Here is an 18,205-nt window from a genome sequence, read left to right as displayed (position 1 = left end):
GTGGCGAGGCAGGGTAGACGGCCTGGCGTCCGCGACCGGCTTCGAGCTGCTCGTGGGCGTAGGCGGAGATGTGGTCGTGGGCGAGCTCCTCCAGGCGCAGCTTGCCGAAGACGGGTATCAACTCGCAGAGCACGTAGGTGCGGTAGCGGGCGTAGGTGGTGGGCTTGAGCAGGAACTCCATGCCCTTGAGCCACTTGGTGAAGTAGGCGGCCACCGTCTCGTGCGGGTCGGCGTCGAAGCCCAGCCGGCGGCCTTCGAGGAAGCGCCGCAGCGCCGTCTCGGCGGCGAACGCGTCCTCGAAGCCGCCGCGGCGTACGGTGCGCCTGCGGCCGGTGAGGGAGGGAATGTCGACGGCGAACGTCCACGTACCGTGCTCCTCCCCGGCCAGACGAGGGCACGCTGCGCCGAGCTGACGCCGGTCGGCGTCCCGGCACCCGCATCGGCGGTAGACCCGGCCTGGCCGTCCTGACTTGCGCACTTCCTGTTCCTCCAGCGGTCATTGGCTCTTGATCGGCCCGCGGAGGCTACTGGCGCAACGGGCCGGAGGGTCGTCTGCGACCACCATGCGATCACCAACGCCGAATCAGGCCCCTGACCTGCGGCTCGCGGTGAGGACCCGCACCTGGGCGGGCCAATACACCGGAGGATCGCCACGCTGCCTCGGCGGACGGGACGAGTACCCGAAGATTATTACCGTGCGTAACCAGGATCCCCCGAAGGGGGCCCGAAACAGGGGCCGTGCGAATGGCAGGGCGGGATCACTTTTCAATTGACGGATGCTCATGTAAGTGATAACGGCAATCTGCTCTCTGGTGCATCTTCGATCCGAAGGCGGGGAGTCTTGTGACCTCAATTCGATTACGCAGTGTCACTGAAATCGGCTCGGATGGATCACCGGCGACTCCAGGTCCAGGCGGGTAGACGCGCCGATGTTGGGGGAGCATCCCGTTGGCTGGCCGGCGCCTGGATGTGCCCTGGGGGAGTCGAGGGCTGGTCGGAGTGACTGCTCGTGTGGTCGGGCCGGACGGTCAGACGAGCCGGTCTCGGTTGGCAGATGCGGCTTCGCGGACGAGTCGGGCGAACCGGCTGCGGTCGATGCCGGGTTGTCCTGTGTGCTCGTCGTCGTCCCGGTCTTCGCCGTCGCCGTCGCCGTCGCCGAAGCCGTCGCCGTCGCCGAAGCCGTCGTCGTCGTCGGATTCGTCGTATTCCTCGTGGAGGAGCCGGCAGCCGTGGATGCCGGTGAGGAGGTCTTCGAGGAGGTCGGGGGCGGGGCGTCTGGGGTCGAGCGGGGTCAGGCGCAGGCCGGTGTCTTCGGGGTCGGTGTCCGGGCCGGTGTGTTGGGCGAGGTCGTCGTCGATGTCTTCGAGTTGTTCGCGCAGTCCGGCGGGGTCGGGGAGGAGGCCATCGGCGATGTGGAGGGCGTGGCGTACGAGGCCGGTGACCGCGTCGTAGGGGGAGGCGCCGGCTTGGAGGAGTTCGAGGACGTGGGTGGGGGTTTCGTGGGGGAGGGCTTCGATGTTGTCGGCTTCGAAGAGCACGGCGGTGGGGGAGTGGCCGGTGGCTTCGGCGGTGACCTCGGCGGCGGCCGCGAGCCAGTGGGCTGCGGCGACGGCCGCGGCGGTGGGGTCGATCTCGGTGAGGAGGGCTGCGGGGCCGAAGGGGTCCTGTTCGAGGAGGCGGTCGGCGGCGGCGACTTGGACGGGGGAGGCGCCTTCGCGGCTGAGGAGGACGGCCTGGCGGGCGCGGCCGGTGAGGTCGCCGAGTTCGGCGCTCTCCACGGCGGCGAGCTCGACGGCTGTCTCGGCGAGGACGGCGTCGGTGAGCTTCTGGTCGTCCAGGGCGTGCAGGGCGCGGCCGGCGCGGTGGGCGGATTCGACGAGGGGGCTGTACTCGACGTCGAGCATGCCGTCCTGGGGGAGGTTGGGCCGGGTGATGGCGCCGGGGACCTCGCCGAAGGCCTTGCGCTCCTCGTCGCGGCGCCAGCCCTCGGAGCCGGGCTCCTGGGAGGCGGCGGCGCTGGCTGGGTGGGTGTAGGTGCGCCACGCGGCCTCGGACAGGTGGGTGAGTGCGCGGGCCAGGCTCAGGAGTACGGGGGTGCCGGCCTCGGCTGGGAGGGCGCAGACGCGGGCCGCGAGGTCGCCCTCGCCTGTTCCCCAGGTGGCGATCAGCTCGCGCCGGTCGGGGTCGATGCTGTAGCGGGTCATGAAGCCGTACCTCCGGTGATCTGCTCGGCAACGCCGCCGGACACCGAGCCATTCTGACGCATCGCCAGAAAGCTCCGGATCGTGCAACCGGCACGCGCAGACGACCGCGAGAGAACGAGACTTCCTAGTGTGGGTCCGGCGCTCGGGCATGCTGGGCATTATCGGCAGGACCGGCTGGGACCGGTCCAGGGCCTGGATGGCGTCGAGGACTCGGTAGAAGGTCAGGCCGGCGCCTCGACTTTCGGGTCGAGGCGCCGGAGGGGTGAGGAAGGCGTGGGCGGCGGTGACCAGGGTGACGTGGTGGTGCCAGCCGCGCCAGGTGCGGCCCTCGAAGTGGTCCAGGCCCAGGCCGCGCTTCATCTCGCGGTAGTCGTGCTCGATGCGCCAGCGGATCCTGGCCAGGCGCACGAGGCGCCGGATCGCGGTGTCGGGCGGCATGCTGGTCAGCCAGTACTCGGTGGGCGCGCTCGCGCCCGACGGCCATTCGACCAGCAGGGTCTCGGCCGGCAGGACGCCGTCCCAGTCGGCGCTTTCGCCCGCGTCCGCGGCGGCGAGCGCCCGGGGGATCTTTCCTGCCGGCCGTACCTGCAGGACGCGGAACCTTGAGCGCATCGCTCCGCGGCTGCCCTGGCGCCAGGTGACCTGCCGAAACGCCCGTCGGCCGCCCTCGGTGGCGAGCTCGTGCAGGGCGACGGAGTCGGTGCGGTAGCGGGGCAGCGTCCTGCGTCCCGCACCGCCGTAGACGAGAGCCACTGGTTCGGCGTCATGGCGGTGCTCGGTCTCGTCACCGCGCACCGCCACGATGTAGTCCAGGCCCCGGGAACGCAGGGCGTGACGGAACGCGGCGCACTGGCCGAATCCGGCGTCGGCGGCCACGACCTGCGGGGCGAGCACCCAGGAGATCAACTCTTCGAGAGTCTCGATCACCAGCCGCCACTTCTCGACATGACCGGCCTCCGGCGGCAGGCCGATGCGACGCCGACGGTCGTCCTCGCGGTCGTCCCAGTCCGGCGGCACGAACAGACGCCAGGACAACGGGCTGGAAGCCTTGTCGGTGACGGCGTGGACACTCACGCCGACCTGGCAGAGCGAGTGTTTGCCCAGCGCACCGCAGTACTGCCGTGAGGTCGCCACCGACTGGTCGCCGGCCTTCGGGAACGAGGTGTCGTCGATCACCCACGCCTCCGGCACGAGGGCGGAGGTCATCTTCGCGGCGATCTGCCGCAGCACCGGTGTGTGGTCCCACGGCGACTGGCTGACGAACTACTGCAACGCCTGCATGTTCCCGTCCGGCAGCCGCTCGGCCATCGGCTGGATCGACTTGCGCCGCCCGTCCAGCAGTCACACGCGGGAGCGACCGAAATGGACCCCGCTACCGCAATGCCGTAGGACTGCGACAACAGGGCCTCCTGGGCTGCTCTTTGGTGTAGACACCCTTCGAGCTACCAAGAGGCCCTGCTTTCATGCGCGGCGGCCGTCGTACTCACCCGTTCGAGACTCTCGTTCGACCGGAGCCCCTCAAGATCGGAACGACGACATCCGCTCATTGTGTTACGAGCCGGTCAGCGACCCAGCTTCGTGCGGAGCATGCCGATCAGGCCGTCGACCTCCCGGACCTTCATCATCCGAGCAAGGGCGAGGTAGGTGCCCAGGAGCGCGAGGCCGCCCAGGGCGAGGGCGGAGAGGGATCCCGGAACGCCGCTCCCGAGCCTTTTGAGGAGGACGAACGCGACTGCGCCGCCGATGGCTGCTGCGGGAGCGGCGGCGGCGACGAGCCGGGCGTAGGTGCGCATGACCCGCGAGCCGTCGAGGTCCCCGCCCAGACGTCGGCGCAGGCGTCGCCAGGCGATTCCGACGCCGACTGCGTAGGCGAAGCCGTAGGCCGCGGCCATTCCGGCGACGGCCCAGCGTGCGGGCAGGACGGCGAAGGCGATACCGGATCCCGCAGCGTTCACCACTGCGACGACGACGGTGTTGTAGAAGGGCGTGCGGGTGTCCTCAAACGCGTAGAAGCCACGCAGAACCACATACTGCACCGAGTAGGGGATGAGGCCGAGGCCGAAGGCCATGAGGATGTAGCCGATGTTCTGTGCGCCGGGGCCTGCGCCCGCGTACAGGAAGGTCGCCGTTGGCACGCCGAGGGCGAGGAAGGCGAAGGCGCACGGCACGATGGCGACCGCCGAGGTGCGCAGGCCGTGGGAGATGTCGTCGCGCACGGCGCCGACGTCGCCTTCGTTGGCGGAGCGGGCGATCCGCGGCAGGATTGCGGTCATGACCGACACGGTGACGATGGCCTGCGGCATCTGCCACAGCTGCAGCGCGAAGTTGTAGGCGGTGATGCCGGTTCCGGGGTGGCCCTGCTTCTCGGCGACCGGTCCGGCCCAGGTGGCCAGCTGGGTGACGACGAGGAGACCGGCGTGGTTGGCGAGGACGAACAGGACGGTCCACTTCGCCAGGCCGATGGCCTTGCCGAGGCCGTGTCCTCGCCAGTCGAAGCGTGGGCGGATCCTGAACCCGGCGGCGCGGAGGTACGGCACCATGGCGAGGGCCTGCACGACCAGGCCGAGCAGAGTGCCGGCGCCCAGAAGCCGTACGCCTTCGGGGGTGATGGTGTCGGCGGTGACGCCGGAGTGGCCGAAGCTGCCGAAGGCCCAGACAAAGCCGCCGAAGGCCGCAGTGATCACGATGTTGTTCAGGACTGGGGTCCACATCATCGCGCCGAAGCGGCCCCGGGCGTTGAGGACCTGTCCGAGCAGGACGTGCGCGCCCATGAAGAACATGGTCGGCAGGCAGTAGCGGGCGAAAGTCGTGGCCACCGCCAGCCGCTGTGGATCGTCACCGATGGACGGTGACATCATCTGCACGAGGAACGGGGCCGCTAGTACGGAGGCGACGGTGATGCAGCCCAGGAGCACCAGAACGAGGGTCACCAGGCGATTGGCGTAGGCCTCGCCGCCGTCCTCGTCCTCCTTCATTGCACGGACCAGCTGGGGGATGAAGACGGAGTTCAGCGCGCCGCCGGCGACCAGGATGTAGATCATCGTCGGGAGGACGTTGGCGACCTGGTAGGTGTCGTTCAGCGTACCGACCCCGATCGCTGCCGCCATCGCGAGCGTGCGGAGGAAGCCGGTCAGCCGGGAGACGATGGTGCCGGCCGCCATCAGGGCGCTGGACTTGAGGAGGCCGGAGCTTCGGTTCGCGGCATGGTCGGTGCCGGTGCCCTCGGCCGGAGCAGGATGGCTCTCCGCTTCGGGGGTGCGGGGCGCGGCATGTCGGCCTGCGGGGCGGACCTGGTTCTGGTCCGGCCTCGGAATGGCGAGATCGATCGTCGGGGACGGGTCGTACGTCTCCCCCTCGTAGGGCCGCAGGTGTCCATCCGGCGGGCCGGCCGCTGCCCGGGTCGCGTACCAGGCCGGTTCCGCCTCGTCAGTGCGCTGCTCGTAGTCGTCGTTGTACGGCATGTTCATGGATACCCACCCTTGTGCACCCTGTGGCACCTCGGCCCGCCCTGTGCCCGGCACCGCACGCCCGACGGGCATCATCCGCTGTGGGCCACGGTGTGGACGGGGAACGGGCGCCGACGCGCATTCGACCGAACTGACCGTTGCTCCGCTCGAGGCTCAGACGGTGTTCGACGCCAGGGGCGACGGTGAGTGCAGCCTTTCCTTAGCAATGATGATCTGTTGAGCCTACCTGCAGCGCGCCGTGCCCATGCCGGGTTTGAGCCGTCGCGCTCCAGGCAACCCTCGTCGGTCGCTCCGAGCCCCCGGCGGCGCTCGCCTCGCCGCTGGCGGGCGGTCAGGCAGTCTTCGGGACCTGACGGAGCCTTTGGTGGACGGCTCTGGTGAGCCGGAGTTCGGCCTCAGGATCCACCCCGAACAGGCGGTTGCAATGCATGTGGACCAGACTCTCGTTGATCCTGGCCAGACGCGTCGGATCGAACTCGTCGGGCTTCCGGAGAAGTCGTCCGAAGCGCTGTGCTGCGGGGCGCCGTGTCCGCGCCCCCGTCGCACGATCGGCTTGCCGCCTTGGGCCTCCTTCGGTCGGTGCGTCTGAGACGCGTCCCATCCAGGAGGCTGAGCGGAGTGTGGGATCGAAGGCCTGGAGCAGGTCGAGGACACCTTCCACGGCGGTGTCCAGCGAGGACCCGGCGGCTCCGTGGCGACGCCAGAGGTCCAGAACGGACCGGCTGTCCTCGGCGAAGAGGCGCTCGGCGTCCGCGATGAGTGCGGCGCCGCCGTAGCGGTCGACCTCTTGGTCGTAGGTGTCCAGGCTCATGGCACCGGTGAGCCCCGCCAGGTGAAGTTCGGCCACGGTGTCGCGCAGCACAGGCAGGACCTGCGTCAGGAGGGGGTCCGGGTGTCCGTGCAGACGCAGGCGCAGCTGTCCGCTGCCCTGGTCGAGGTAGCGGACGAAGAACCACCGGTCCACGGCGTCGGCGAGAACGGTCGCGAGGCGGTCGTGGATGCGCAGGAGGACCAAGGGCTGGCTGCGCTGGGGACAGGAGATCTTGGCGTAGAGCCATTCGCCGCCCGGGAGGTGCCGGCTCAGCGTGAACCGCCGTGCGGGACGCGGGGTGGGTGGCGGGACCCGGCGGTGCTGATCGCCGTATATGGATGGTGCACCCAGGGGGAAGTGGACGCGCGGTGAGCGCGAGGCCTCCGCCAGCCCGGCGTCGCCCGCGGGCTCGAGTACGTACCCGTGCGTGCCGGAGGCGACCAGCTCGCGGAACTCGTCAGATCGGACTGCGACTTCGAGGCGCTGACGGCCGCCGCTCGCGGGATCCGGTATCCGCACGAGGTCCGGCACGCGGTAGCCGGCCTGCCAGGCGTCCCGGCAGGTGGCCCAGGTCGGGCCGGCCTCGGCGGCGGCCGTGGTCAGGCGCGCGGGAACCCGCCACCGCGCGAGAGTGAGAACGGTGCGGCGGTACCGGACGCGGGGGAGGAAGGGCTGGGCGGAGAGGGCTCCCCACGACCAGGAGAGGGGTCCTCCGATCGTCAGCCGGCCGAGGGCGAGAAGCAGCCGCGCGACCGGCGGGAGAGCCGATTTGGGCGTGTCGTCCGCGGCCACCGGAATCAGCATCGTTCTGTGCTCGAGGTCGACGACGTGCAGCCGATGCGCGTCGGCCGTGAGCCCGATCGCGGTGAGAGGAAGGTCTCCGGGGAGGGCGGGTGCGATGTCCACGACGATGCGTCGGCCGTGGAGGGGAGTGGCGGCCGTTCCCGGCGCTGCGACGGGGACGAGGACCGCCGGCTCCCGGTTGGCGAAGGGCTGGGGCGTGATGTGCCGCCACCCTGAGCTCGTGCCGAACTCCGGCTCGAGGAGGAGGGGATCCGGCCCGCTGTCCGCACGGAGTCCGAGCGGGGACACCGAGACCGAACAAGGTAGGTCGAATCGCGTGTCTGCCGGGACCCCACCGCTCATGACGTCGGCTGCGTGCTCGGCGTTCATCAGGACCTCGCGATGTCCTTCAGTCAGGGACTCGTGCAGCAGGGACGCGAGAACGGCCTCGCCCGCCTCGGACGGCAGCGACGTGGCAGGGACGGGCGGTCCCCCCGTCAGATGTCGATCCGGGATTCCCAGACCCCGGTGATCGTCCAGTACGGCGGACAGTGGCACCGCACTGTCCACTCCGTAGGCCTCGACGAAGCGTTGGTGAAGCCTCTTCTCGGCATCCGGAACGACCGGGGGAAGGAGGTGGCGAAGCAGCTCGAGCGCCTCCTTCGCCTCGGACCTGACCTCCTCCGCGAATTCGTCCGTGGTGGTGGTGTTCAGTCCAGGCCATTCCTGCGGGACTGTTTCGAGCGGACTCGGACCCATTTCGGCGGCCAGCAGGAACCCCAGTGAATGAAGTCTGCGAATGAATCCGCGGCACATGTCCGGGGTGGCGGCGGGCAGCATCTCGAGCATCCGCCGCACTATCGCGTCCTCCGGCACCGCTTCCTGCGCGAAGCCGAGAATCAGGTCGACGGTTTCGGTGGCCGCGATCGTGACCTCCCTCGCAGGACCCGCCCCGCCCTCCGCGCGGCGGAGGAGTACCACCGAGTCCCCCCTTCGCGTGGCCTGGCAGTTCGCCGTGAAGCTCGGCAAATCGAATCACCCAATCCCAATGACGATCTGAATCACGGGCCGCACAGCAGCCCGCCCGACTGCGGCTCTTCTTCCCTGGAAGGAGTGGACCCGAACGGAACCGGCCCCGCGCCCGCACTCATCGAGATCCTTCCACAGGGGACGAGACCGGACGGAGCGACATCACACCCACCCTGAGCTTGGCATGCTCATTAATCCTACGGACGCCTCCTCGAATTTCTACGGAGTTGAAAGTCTCCGCACTGCGGAGCCGTTCACCTATTGCTGCGGAGCAGAAAGAGGATTACTGCGGAACCCTCGGTGAGCCGCATCACAAGGGTGATCGTTTGACATGTGTTCGAATGCGGATGAGGATCGTTCTGCATCTCGAGAGGCAACACCGCTTGAAAGCCGGATTCCACATCCGGAATCCGCCATTCGTCGAATCCGAGGGGAATCATCATGGAGAAGCAGCTCGCTGAGCTCGTCGCCGAGCTCGACATCGACGTCACCGAGATCGCCATCGAGGGCGCCGACAAGGAGTTCCCGACCGGTTACGGCTCCTGCGGCGTCTCGGGCAGCCCGGCCGGCGCCTGCTGACGTACGAAATGAGCACCGCGGCCGAGATATCTCTCGGCCGCGGTGTCGTAACTGGGGGAAAAGACATGCGATCCGTTCTGGTCTCCGGGAAGACGATGGTTCTTCGCGAAATCACGGAGGCCGACCTGCAGCCGCTCTCGGCCATTCTTGGCGATGCCGCCACGATGGACCCCTACGGATCGGATCCACTGACCACCGAGCAGATCCGTCAGTACATCGCCGATGCCCGTCTGGCGAGCACGAAGGAGCCGAGGGAGCGTTACATCCTCGCAGCGGAAGGCCTGGTGAATGCCGAGGTGATCGGTGTCTCGACACTGGAGCTGGGTCCGTATCGAAGCGCCATGGTGGGCGGCCTCGTCCGCAGGGACCTGTGGCGGGCGGGAAACGCCTCGGAAGGTATCACCCTGACGGTCGACTTCGGATTCCGCGAACTCGGCCTCCACCGCATCTGGGGCTGCCACGACAGCACCAACCCCGCCTCGGGCCACGTCATGGCCAAGGTCGGCATGAGGTACGAGGGCACCAGGCGCGACAGCGCGCTCGTACGCGGCCAGTGGCTCGACTCCTCGACATACTCGGTGCTGGAACACGAATGGCCCGCCCGATGAGCCCGCAGGGCACCGAGCTGCTGCGCATCGCCTCGGTCCCCGTCTGCCTCTGGACGGACGGGGGAAGCTCCGACCTGCTCGACCTCATGACGCGCGCCGACCTGGCGCGGGATCGCTACAACCGCCTGGCCGAACGGACCGCGGTACGGATCGGCGACGCCGTCGTCCCCCGCGAGGACCTGACGAAGGCCGAACGGGCCCAGGCGCTTCGCGTTCGGCGCTCCCTGCACCGCGGAGTCGGGCACGACCTCGCCGACTGGCATCGGCAGAGCGCCCAGCTCGACGAGCTTGCCGATGTCGCCCGGCGCGGGCCCGGCGGCCCGCAGCTGGCCGAGGAGATCGCGACGACCCTTCAGGCCGGCGCCCTGGCGGTCCGGGAGTGGCAGTCCGCTCAGGCCGCGGTCCATGCGGAGCTGGAGCGCACAGGCCGCCTGCCCTGGGAGACCGCCCAGAAGACACAGGTACTGTGGCAGACCCTCGCCGAGGACCACCCCGACGTGACCGCCGACATCCGACGGCGCTTGGCTGAGGGCAAGCACTGGGATGGCAAGCAGCTGCGCAAGCGGTCGGACTTCCTCTGGCGCCTGATCACCAGGGCGGCCACCAAGACGACTCCACGCGGCTGGCTTACCCATGTCGCCCCGGTGCGGATCCACGCGACCGGGAGGAAGACCACCACCGTCGCCGACGCCCTGGCCGTCCACCGGACCGAGAACCTGTACATGGCGAGGCGGCGCCACGCACTTCCGTCCGGCGCCGCGGACGCCGCTGCGTACGACGGCACCCACTGTGCCAACAGCGGGACCTGCTCCTGCCCTCGGGTCTCCCTCGCCCCACTGCACCGTCTGGAGGTCGAGGCCCTGGTGGTCTGGACCCAGCAGGACAGGGGCCGACTCGAGCGATTCCGCATCCGCCGCACTCCGGTCCTGTCCGCCACCCTGAGTCGACTGTCGGACGGCCCTCTTCCCTGGCACGAGCTCCGGCAGCCACCGGACACCGGCACCACCCGGATCAGTGCGGACGCCTGGTCGAAATTCCTCGAGCACCTGATCACGCTGGGCGTGCTCCAGGCCCAGGGCACGGCCGCGGAATCGAAGCCCGCATGGGCGTCCCTCCCCGACGTGCGCCCGGCGGAGGCGACACCGGACACCGACGCATTCCCCGCGTTCACGGACGTGTACCGGCAGGCAGTCGATCTCACCCTGCAGCCAGGGCCCCGGCGACTGCAGGAGCTGCTGGCCCACGCTTCCCGGCTTGCGGACCTGCTCTACGACGAGGCTGGCCCGAGTGTCCAGGACTTCAACGTCCTGGCACTGCTGAGCGACGAACCGCGGCCCGTGCTCGACATCCTGCACGAGTACGTAACCGGGAACGCACCGCAGACACGTGACGGCGGCGCCCACACACACGGTAGGTGGCCGCAGCCGAACCTGCGCGACTCGCCCTACGCGCGCGTGGTGGACTACATCGCGCGGTCGGCCGCAGCCTCCCCCGAGACCATCGACCTCACCCCCGGTCTGCTCGACCGGCTGGGCGTCCCCGACTACAGCCCGGTGTGGCCGATGACGGCCATGCTGCGCCCGATGGGCGCCGAAGGCTCAAAGTCCGCGGTCCTGGACGCGGTGATGCCGTCCGGCGTGATCGACTCGCGTTTCGCCGACGCGCTCTCCCTGCTCCACCCGGACCGTGAAAGCGGCGACGAGTACCGCGCTTTCCTCAGGGGACTCGAGGTCCGTTCGGGAGCGGCCTTCGTCGAGATTTGCGCGCCGTCCTTGGGCACGCACTCGGCGAACGCCGTGCGGAGGCCCGAATACACCTCCCTGTGGACCGGGGACACCGACCGGACGCTCTACTACGCGCCGCTGGACCGGCACGCCGCGATGCGCCACGTCGCGCTGGGCGCCATTACCATGCGCCGGGACGGAGGGCGGCCGATCGCCGAGGCAGAGGGGGCCACACTGTGGCCGGTCCTGCATGCCACGAAGGGGATGGAGCCACCGTGGGACACACTCGGCGGACTCCTTCTGGCGGCAGGTCCGCGGCGTCTGCTGAGGCCTTTCAAACTCGGCGGGGTGCTGGCCGCGCTGCCGTCGCTGGCCAGCCTCCCAAGGGTGACCCTGGGCGGGGAACTCGTCATCTCTTGCGCCCAGTGGCGGGTGCCCGTCGCCGAGATACTGCCGCCGGGCGCCTCGGTTCCCCTGCAGATGCTCATGCTGGCGCGGCTGCAGCGGGACCGCGGGGTGCCTCGTTGGGTCTTCGCCACGACGCATTTCGGCGCAAAGCCGGTGGCCGTGGACCTCTGCAGCGTCCTCGCCCCGCGGCTGTTGGGCAGGATGGCGGCCGACAGCCCGACCGGCGAACTCGTCCTCGAGGAGATGCTCCCCCAGCCCGGAGCGTCACCGTTCACGGACGAGCGTGGAGAGCGGCTGACCGCTGAGATCACGATGCGGTTCCCGGCGGGCCCGACCGGCGACGGACTCGCCGCGGCCGTCTCCCCCGGTCTGTGCCGGCGACTGTTGCCCGAACGGAAGTAGGACCATGCCGGATCATGGCGAGCTGGCTCTCCAGACCTGCGCCGATGCGCTGGGCCTTGATGCAGTGGCCTGGCTGGGAGACCCCGGTCCCGCCTTCCTCGCCGCCGCGCTCCTGGAGCTCGGCTCCGAGCGGCAGCGGGACCGGGCGGTGTCGGGGCTGGAGCGCTGGCTGCACGGCCTCCGCGAGGTCCGGGGAACCGCGCTCTTCGGCGGGCTCACCGGGTACGTCGGCGGGCTGTCGGTCGCCGCCGAGGCCCACGAGCCGCTGCGCCCCCTGCTCTCTCGTCTGAGCGGGCGGTTGGCCGATTTCGGCGCCGGGCGGCCCTGGCGTGCTACGGATGTGACGTTCACCGATTACGACCTAGCGGTCGGCCCGAGTGGATCACTGCTGGCCCTGTGGGCCGCAGGGGTGGGCATGGAGCGGCTAGGTCCGTACGTCGACCATCTGTCGGCGTTGTGCCTGAGCCCCGATCTGGTGTCGCTGCGCGTGACCGGCTATCCGGCCGGCTCGGCACTCGGCTGGTGCCATGGCCGGGTGAATACCAGTCTGGCCCACGGTGTATCCGGCATCGCCGTGGCCCTGGCCTCGGTCGACTCGACCCCCGGCTCGGTTCACCGGATAGGGTCGGCGCTCGAACGGGTGCAGGGCTTTCTGCTGTCACAACTCGTGGACGACAGCAGAGGACTGCCGACCTGGCCCAGGGCGGGGCGGCTCCGGGGGGAGCCTCGCCCGTGTCCCGACGACCTGCGCCAGTCATGGTGCTACGGCTCTCCCGGTGTCGCATGGTCGTTGTGGGAGACGGCGCGGGTCACCGGGGATGCTGAGGCCGAGAGCAGTGCGCTGCGTGTCTTCGCCGCGTTCTGCGAGCGCTTCGACGAGGAGACCTACCTGCTGGGTCCGTCGTTGGGAGACGACCTGGGTATTTGCCACGGGGCGGCCGGCCTGTGCGCCATCGCGGACGCGTTCTGGCGGCACGCGCGGCTTCCCCAGGCCCGCGCCCTGCGCGACCGGCTGCTGCCCGGACTCGCCCGGGGACTGCCGGAGTTGCTCGGATCGGCGGCGACGGAGCCTGCCGCGACCCTGCTCACCGGTGCCGCCGGACCGGCGCTGGTGCTGCTTACGGCCGCCGACCTCATTCCCCGCCGATGGCTCACATGCATCGGCCTGCGGTGATCACCTCTCACCGCCACAGTCCACCTTCCGATCCCGGTAAGACGCAGGAGAAGTACATATGAAGGCGCCTCGTGTTGTGGCGGTGTCCCTCCAGAAGTGCGGCACCCATCTGGTCAAGGAGTTGATGTCCGCTCTGGGATACGGCCTGTACGGGCAACTGCTCATAACGGACGACGTTCGCCCCGTTTTCAGCGAGGAGACGGCCTGGCGGATGTTGGAGACCGTCTTCACCGCCGGGGAGATCGACCGGCTGAAGGCCTCTGCGGACCCGACCGCCTTCGTCGCGGCGGCGGAACGGGCCGCGCAGGCCGTCGGCTGGGCCTGGAAGAGGCGCCTCGGCCTGCCCCTGGACAACTGGTACGGGCACGAGCTCCCCGATGCCGACCTGGTCGACCGGGCGTACGCCGCCACCCGGAACTCGGACTTCGCCGAAACCCCCGAGAACATCTGCTGGATCTTGCACCAGCTCAACGTCGAGAAGGCGGACGGACGCTTCCTGCGTGAGTGGGTGGCGACGGGGCAGCCGCGCATGCTGTTCAACTACCGCGACCCCAGGGACGCCTTGGTGTCGATGGTCAACTATCTGGCGGCCGGGGACCGCATCAAATACGGGCTCTTCGCCGAGTTCCACGTCTACAGCGACATCCTGGCGGCCATTCCCACCATGGCCGGCCGCCTGGACTTCGCGCTCAGCGATCCGCGTTTCCCGGGGCTGCGGGACTTCGAGGAGTCCCTGTGGCTGCTGGCGCACCCTCAGGTCTGCAAGATCACCTTCGAGGAACTGGTCGGCGAGAAGGGCGGCGGCAGCCGGGACTCGCAGGCTGCGGCGGTGCGCCGTGTCCAGGAGTTCATCGGGGATGAATCCGACACCGCATCCATCGCGGACGTGCTCTTCAACGAGAAGTCCTTCACCTTCCACCGGGGGCGGACCGAGGGCTGGCGTGAGAGCTTCACTCCCGCGCTCGAAAGGAAGTTCAACGCCCGGTACGGCCACCTGGCCGAGGCTTACGGATACCACTGAGCCCCTGTCCGCCCACCGTCGGAGTCTTCCCGAGGAATCCCTGATGCCCGTCACGTCATTGAAGCAGCTTCCCTTTCTCCCCTACACGAAGAACCTGACCGGACAGCTCATCGCCGCCGGCTGTGTGCGGTCCGCGGCGGTGGCCGAGGCCTTCCTGCAAGTGCCCCGGCATCGTTTCCTGAGCGGCTTCTATCCCGCCGCCGGGAGTGGGCGCGTGCAGGTGACCGGAGACGTTCCCCCGGAGCTGCTCGAGCTGGCCTACTCCGACTCGACCGTCACCACCCACCGCCTCGGGGACGGCGTGGGCCACAGCAGCAGCTCCCAGCCGTCCGTCATGGCCGAGATGCTCGAACTACTCGAGCTGCGGCCGGGTCTTCGGGTCCTGGAGATCGGCGCCGGGACGGGATACAACTCGGCTCTGATCTCCCGCATCACGCAGGCTCCGGTCGTGACCGTGGAGGCCACGCCCCAGGTGGCCGCCGAAGCCGCCGAGGCCATCGCGGCGAACGGCTTCGACGACCGGGTGCGCGTGGTCGCGGGCGACGGCTACCTCGGTTGGGCCGACGGAGCGCCGTACGACCGCGTCATCGTGACGTGTGGGATCGCCGGGGTCGCCGAGACCTGGTTCGAGCAGCTCGCCCCTGACGGCTTCATCCTCGCCCCCGTCGCGCACGGGGGTCTGCATCCGCTCATGCGCATCGAGAACGGCGGGGACACCCCCACGGCCCGGGCGATCTCCATGGCGGACTTCATCACGGCGGGTGGCCCTCTCTACGCGGGCGGCCGCCACACGCCGGAGAACCGGAACGTCGTGCTTCCGACCGCCGAGCGGTCAGTGGCCAATCATGTCCCCGTCGATCTGCCGGCTGTCGGCGGGTACGACGATCTCTGGTTCCATCTCGCCACGCGCGACACGCGGACCACCAAGGTCCATCTTCCGGGCAGTTCCTCCGGGACGGTCTCGTGCGGCCTCGTGAGCGAGGACGACGCCTCCGCGGTCCTGCTCCAGCGCGGCAGTACGCAACTGGCCGGCCCCGCGTCGGAGCGCCTCGCGACAGAAGTGGAAACCGCCGTCACCGAGTGGCTCGCCCTCGGGAGCCCCCGCCTGGCGGACCGCTCCTGCACGCTGCGCCGGACGGGGGACGAGACCTGCCCCATCTGGGTCCCGGCCCGGTGGACCGACGGGGGGCGGGGCACGGAGTGACCCGCAGCTCTCACGGCTACCCCGCCGCAGAGCGCCTGGACCTCTGCGAAGACCTCGGCGGTGCTCGTGTCCCCGATCCCTATCGTTGGCTGGAGGACGCCGAAACCTCGGCCACACGTGCCTGGAGGCGGGCTCAGCGGGATCTCTTCGCAGCCGAGTGGCAGCGCTGGGACTCACGGCGGTACTTCGCCCGGGTGCTACCCGATCTGCTGCCGGAGCGGCTGAACCTGGCCGCCGTGTCGCGTGGCAGCCGTGAGTTCTTCTGGCGGCTGGACCGCCGGAACGAGCATCCCGTCCTCATGGTGGCTGAGGAGGGCACCGAGCGCGTCCTCGCCGATCCGGCCGCCCTGGACACGTCCGGGAGTCTGGTCATCACTGCCTGGCACCCGTCGGTGGAAGGCGACCTACTCACCCTTCAACTCGCCCGCGGTGGCAGGGAAACGGGCGTGCTGTGCGTGATCGACGTCGCGACCGGCCAGGTCGTCGACAAGGCACTGACCGGGATCAGGAACTCGGGCGTCGCCTGGGCTCCCGGAGGGAGCACCTTCTTCTACGTCGGCCGGCCATTGCCCTCGACGGCATTGGTGCCCGGGGGCGAAAGGGCCGTGATGCGTCATCGCGTCGGCACACCGCAAAGTGCCGACACGGTCGTGCGGCCCGCTGCGCCGCACGCGGTCGGTCCCTACTCGGTCGCCCCGACGGTGGGCGACCGCTGGCTCGTCGTGACATCGGCCGACGCGGACCAACCCGACCGGCGCTGGACGTGGCTCGCCGACCTGGCCGGGGACCCGGTGGAGCCCGCCCTGCGCCGGGTGGCGCTACCCGACGCTCAGATCCGGGCGGTGCGCGAGGACGGGATCTACATCCTCACCACGCACGGGGCGCCGAACGGCAGCATCCACGTGGCCGATGCGCGCTACGAGCGGTCGTTGGCCGACCTGGCGGCCTGGCGCGAGCTCGTTCCCGAGTCGCCCGAGGAGATCCTGGAGGACTTCGTGGTGCTCCAGCCTCCGGACCGGTCTCCTGTAGCCCTGCTCGTCCACCGCCGACGGCACGCAGCCTCCCGTCTGGCTCTGCACCGACTGGACAGCGGTGAACACGTGCAGGAGATTCCGCTGCCCGGCTACGGGGACGTGCGCAACCTGCGGAACACGACGGAACCGATCGCGGCTCTGGAGTACTCCGACCACGCCTCCTCCGTCCGGACCCTGCACTACGTGCCCGGCCAGCCGCGGCCCTCGGTGCTCGAACCGGGCACCGACTGGCTCGACGGCAACTCGACCGTCATGACCACCCACCTCGAGTACACGTCCTCGGACGGCACGGCCGTTCCCCTGCGCATCGTGTCTCGGGTAGGCAGGCCCCGCATGCCAGCGCCGACGATTCTGAGTGTCTACGGCGGCTTCGGCGTCACCCAGGCCCCGGAGTACGCGCCAGGTATCCGTGCCTGGGTGGAGGCGGGCGGTGTCTTCGCGATCGCGGGCGTCCGCGGCGGCGGGGAGAACGGGGTGTCCTGGCACCGGGCGGGCCGACGGGAGAACAAGCAGAACACCTTCGACGACGTGATCGCCGCAGGCCGGTACCTCGTCTCACAGGGCTGGTGCACGAATGCACAACTGGGTCTGCACGGCGCCTCCAACGGCGGTCTGACCGTCGGGGCGGTCCTCGTACAGCAGCCCGGCCTGTTCCGGGTCGCTGTGTGCGCCGCCCCGCTGCTGGACATGGTGCGGTACGAGCGACTCGGTCGCGGTGCCACGTGGAGTCTGGAGTACGGTAGTGCCTCGGTACCCGAGGAACTGCCGTGGCTGTTGTCCTACTCTCCCTACCACCACGTGACCCCGGGAACCGCCTACCCGTCGGTGCTGTTCTCGGTGTTCAACGGCGACGACCGAGTCGACCCGGCCCACGCGCGCAAGATGTGCGCGGCGATGCAGCGGGCGACGTCGTCCGGTGCCCGGATCATCCTGCGTGAGGAGGACGAGCTGGGCCACGGTCTGCGAACGCGGACGGCCGAGCTCTCGCACACCGCCGACATGCTGGCCTTCCTGGCGACGGAACTCGGGCTGCGCGTTCCCCCGACGCCGCTGGAGCGCGACCGATGACACACACCGCCCACCCGAACCGGGCTCCGGGAGGCACGGTGTGGCTGACCGGGCTGCCGAGCGCGGGCAAGACCACGCTGGCCTTCGCGCTGGCCGAGCGGCTGCGCGCCGAGGGCCACAGGGTCGAGGTCCTGGACGGAGACGAGATCCGCGAGTTCTTCTCCAAGGGTCTCGGCTTCTCCCGCGAGGACCGGCACACCAACGTGACCCGGATCGGCTTCGTCGCCGAACTGCTGGCCTCCCACGGGGTGACGGTACTAGTACCCGTGATCGCCCCGCATGTCGCCGGCCGCGAGGTGGTCCGCGACCACCATCGGCGAGAGGGGACCCCGTACCTGGAGGTGCATGTGGCGACCCCGGTCGAGCTGTGCGCCGAACGGGACGTCAAGGGCCTGTACGCCAAGCAGGCCGTCGGGGAGATCTCCGGCCTCACCGGCGTCGACGACCCGTACGAGGCCCCGGCCGCACCGGAGTTGCGCCTCCAGACGCAGGGCCGCGCGGTCACCGAGTCCGCCGCCGAACTGCATGCCTTCCTGACCGAAAGGGGCCTCGCATGACCACCGCGACCCAGCACAAGGTGCAGGCCGACGACACCCCCTTCGCGCTGTCCCACCTGGACGCGCTGGAGGCCGAGTCGGTGCACATCTTCCGCGAGGTCGCGGGGGAGTTCGAGCGTCCGGTGATCCTGT

The 18,205-nt window shown here is 69.7% G+C and carries 11 protein-coding genes and 3 pseudogenes; 9 read left to right on the top strand and 5 right to left on the bottom strand.

All coding sequences use genetic code 11. The features are described 5' to 3' along the window. Window positions 1-115: 115 nt before the first annotated feature. From ACZ47G_RS36810 to ACZ47G_RS36790, 5 genes and pseudogenes are all read right to left on the bottom strand, one after another. Window positions 116-181 (bottom strand): annotated as a pseudogene (locus tag ACZ47G_RS36810) (hypothetical protein); the annotation flags it as partial. A gap of 847 nt (window positions 182-1,028) precedes the next feature. After that, entirely contained in the window at window positions 1,029-2,204 is a 1,176-nt protein-coding gene (locus tag ACZ47G_RS36805) for a hypothetical protein (RefSeq protein WP_465750395.1), read from the bottom strand. Between the two features lie 158 nt (window positions 2,205-2,362). Next, window positions 2,363-3,545: pseudogene (locus tag ACZ47G_RS36800) on the bottom strand (IS701 family transposase); the annotation flags it as partial. 221 nt (window positions 3,546-3,766) lie between these two features. After that, a complete protein-coding gene (murJ, locus tag ACZ47G_RS36795; protein WP_465750393.1) occupies window positions 3,767-5,746 on the bottom strand; it encodes a murein biosynthesis integral membrane protein MurJ in 1,980 nt (659 codons plus the stop codon). Between the two features lie 256 nt (window positions 5,747-6,002). Then, window positions 6,003-8,294 carry a lantibiotic dehydratase gene (locus ACZ47G_RS36790; RefSeq protein ID WP_465750391.1) on the bottom strand — a complete coding sequence of 764 codons (2,292 nt, stop codon included), beginning with the start codon at window positions 8,292-8,294 and terminating at the stop codon, window positions 6,003-6,005. Between the two features lie 441 nt (window positions 8,295-8,735). Between ACZ47G_RS36790 and ACZ47G_RS36785 the strand changes: the two genes are divergently transcribed. The 9 genes and pseudogenes from ACZ47G_RS36785 to ACZ47G_RS36745 all read left to right on the top strand — a co-directional run. Beyond that, a complete protein-coding gene (locus tag ACZ47G_RS36785; RefSeq protein WP_395293800.1) occupies window positions 8,736-8,873 on the top strand; it encodes a hypothetical protein in 138 nt (45 codons plus the stop codon). A 65-nt stretch (window positions 8,874-8,938) separates the two neighbouring features. Then, entirely contained in the window at window positions 8,939-9,481 is a 543-nt protein-coding gene (locus tag ACZ47G_RS36780) for a GNAT family N-acetyltransferase (RefSeq protein WP_465750389.1), read from the top strand. Further along, entirely contained in the window at window positions 9,466-12,015 is a 2,550-nt protein-coding gene (locus ACZ47G_RS36775) for a hypothetical protein (RefSeq protein WP_465750387.1), read from the top strand. The genes ACZ47G_RS36780 and ACZ47G_RS36775 overlap by 16 nt, the downstream gene beginning before the upstream one ends. 4 nt (window positions 12,016-12,019) lie before the next feature. After that, entirely contained in the window at window positions 12,020-13,189 is a 1,170-nt protein-coding gene (locus ACZ47G_RS36770; protein ID WP_465750385.1) for a lanthionine synthetase LanC family protein, read from the top strand. Window positions 13,190-13,247: 58 nt separating this feature from the next. Then, window positions 13,248-14,210, top strand: a complete 963-nt coding sequence (locus ACZ47G_RS36765; protein ID WP_465750383.1) for a sulfotransferase family protein — start codon at window positions 13,248-13,250, stop codon at window positions 14,208-14,210. 43 nt (window positions 14,211-14,253) lie between these two features. Then, window positions 14,254-15,414, top strand: coding sequence for a protein-L-isoaspartate O-methyltransferase family protein (locus ACZ47G_RS36760; protein WP_465750381.1), 1,161 nt, complete (start codon window positions 14,254-14,256; stop codon window positions 15,412-15,414). After that, entirely contained in the window at window positions 15,411-17,516 is a 2,106-nt protein-coding gene (locus ACZ47G_RS36755; protein ID WP_465750379.1) for a prolyl oligopeptidase family serine peptidase, read from the top strand. The genes ACZ47G_RS36760 and ACZ47G_RS36755 overlap by 4 nt, the downstream gene beginning before the upstream one ends. After that, window positions 17,513-18,073 carry an adenylyl-sulfate kinase gene (cysC, locus tag ACZ47G_RS36750; RefSeq protein ID WP_465750378.1) on the top strand — a complete coding sequence of 187 codons (561 nt, stop codon included), beginning with the start codon at window positions 17,513-17,515 and terminating at the stop codon, window positions 18,071-18,073. Before ACZ47G_RS36755 ends, cysC begins: the two co-directional genes overlap by 4 nt. Then, a pseudogene (locus ACZ47G_RS36745) lies at window positions 18,070-18,205 on the top strand (sulfate adenylyltransferase subunit CysD); the annotation flags it as partial. The gene cysC and the pseudogene ACZ47G_RS36745, both read left to right, overlap by 4 nt.

It is taken from the genome of Kitasatospora sp. NPDC030952 (genome assembly GCF_055571335.1).
The sequence above is the reverse complement of the archived record's forward strand: the minus strand, read 5'-3'. Positions and strand labels throughout refer to the sequence as shown.

Bases quoted from the DNA above. Each gene is read 5' to 3' on its own strand.
- ACZ47G_RS36805 (WP_465750395.1), bottom strand. From the start codon at position 2,204: ATGACCCGCTACAGCATCGACCCCGACCGGCGCGAGCTGATCGCCACC.
- murJ (WP_465750393.1), bottom strand. From the start codon at position 5,746: ATGATGCCCGTCGGGCGTGCGGTGCCGGGCACAGGGCGGGCCGAGGTG.
- ACZ47G_RS36785 (WP_395293800.1), top strand. From the start codon at position 8,736: ATGGAGAAGCAGCTCGCTGAGCTCGTCGCCGAGCTCGACATCGACGTC.
- ACZ47G_RS36780 (WP_465750389.1), top strand. From the start codon at position 8,939: ATGCGATCCGTTCTGGTCTCCGGGAAGACGATGGTTCTTCGCGAAATC.
- ACZ47G_RS36775 (WP_465750387.1), top strand. From the start codon at position 9,466: ATGGCCCGCCCGATGAGCCCGCAGGGCACCGAGCTGCTGCGCATCGCC.
- ACZ47G_RS36770 (WP_465750385.1), top strand. From the start codon at position 12,020: ATGCCGGATCATGGCGAGCTGGCTCTCCAGACCTGCGCCGATGCGCTG.
- ACZ47G_RS36765 (WP_465750383.1), top strand. From the start codon at position 13,248: ATGAAGGCGCCTCGTGTTGTGGCGGTGTCCCTCCAGAAGTGCGGCACC.
- ACZ47G_RS36760 (WP_465750381.1), top strand. From the start codon at position 14,254: ATGCCCGTCACGTCATTGAAGCAGCTTCCCTTTCTCCCCTACACGAAG.
- cysC (WP_465750378.1), top strand. From the start codon at position 17,513: ATGACACACACCGCCCACCCGAACCGGGCTCCGGGAGGCACGGTGTGG.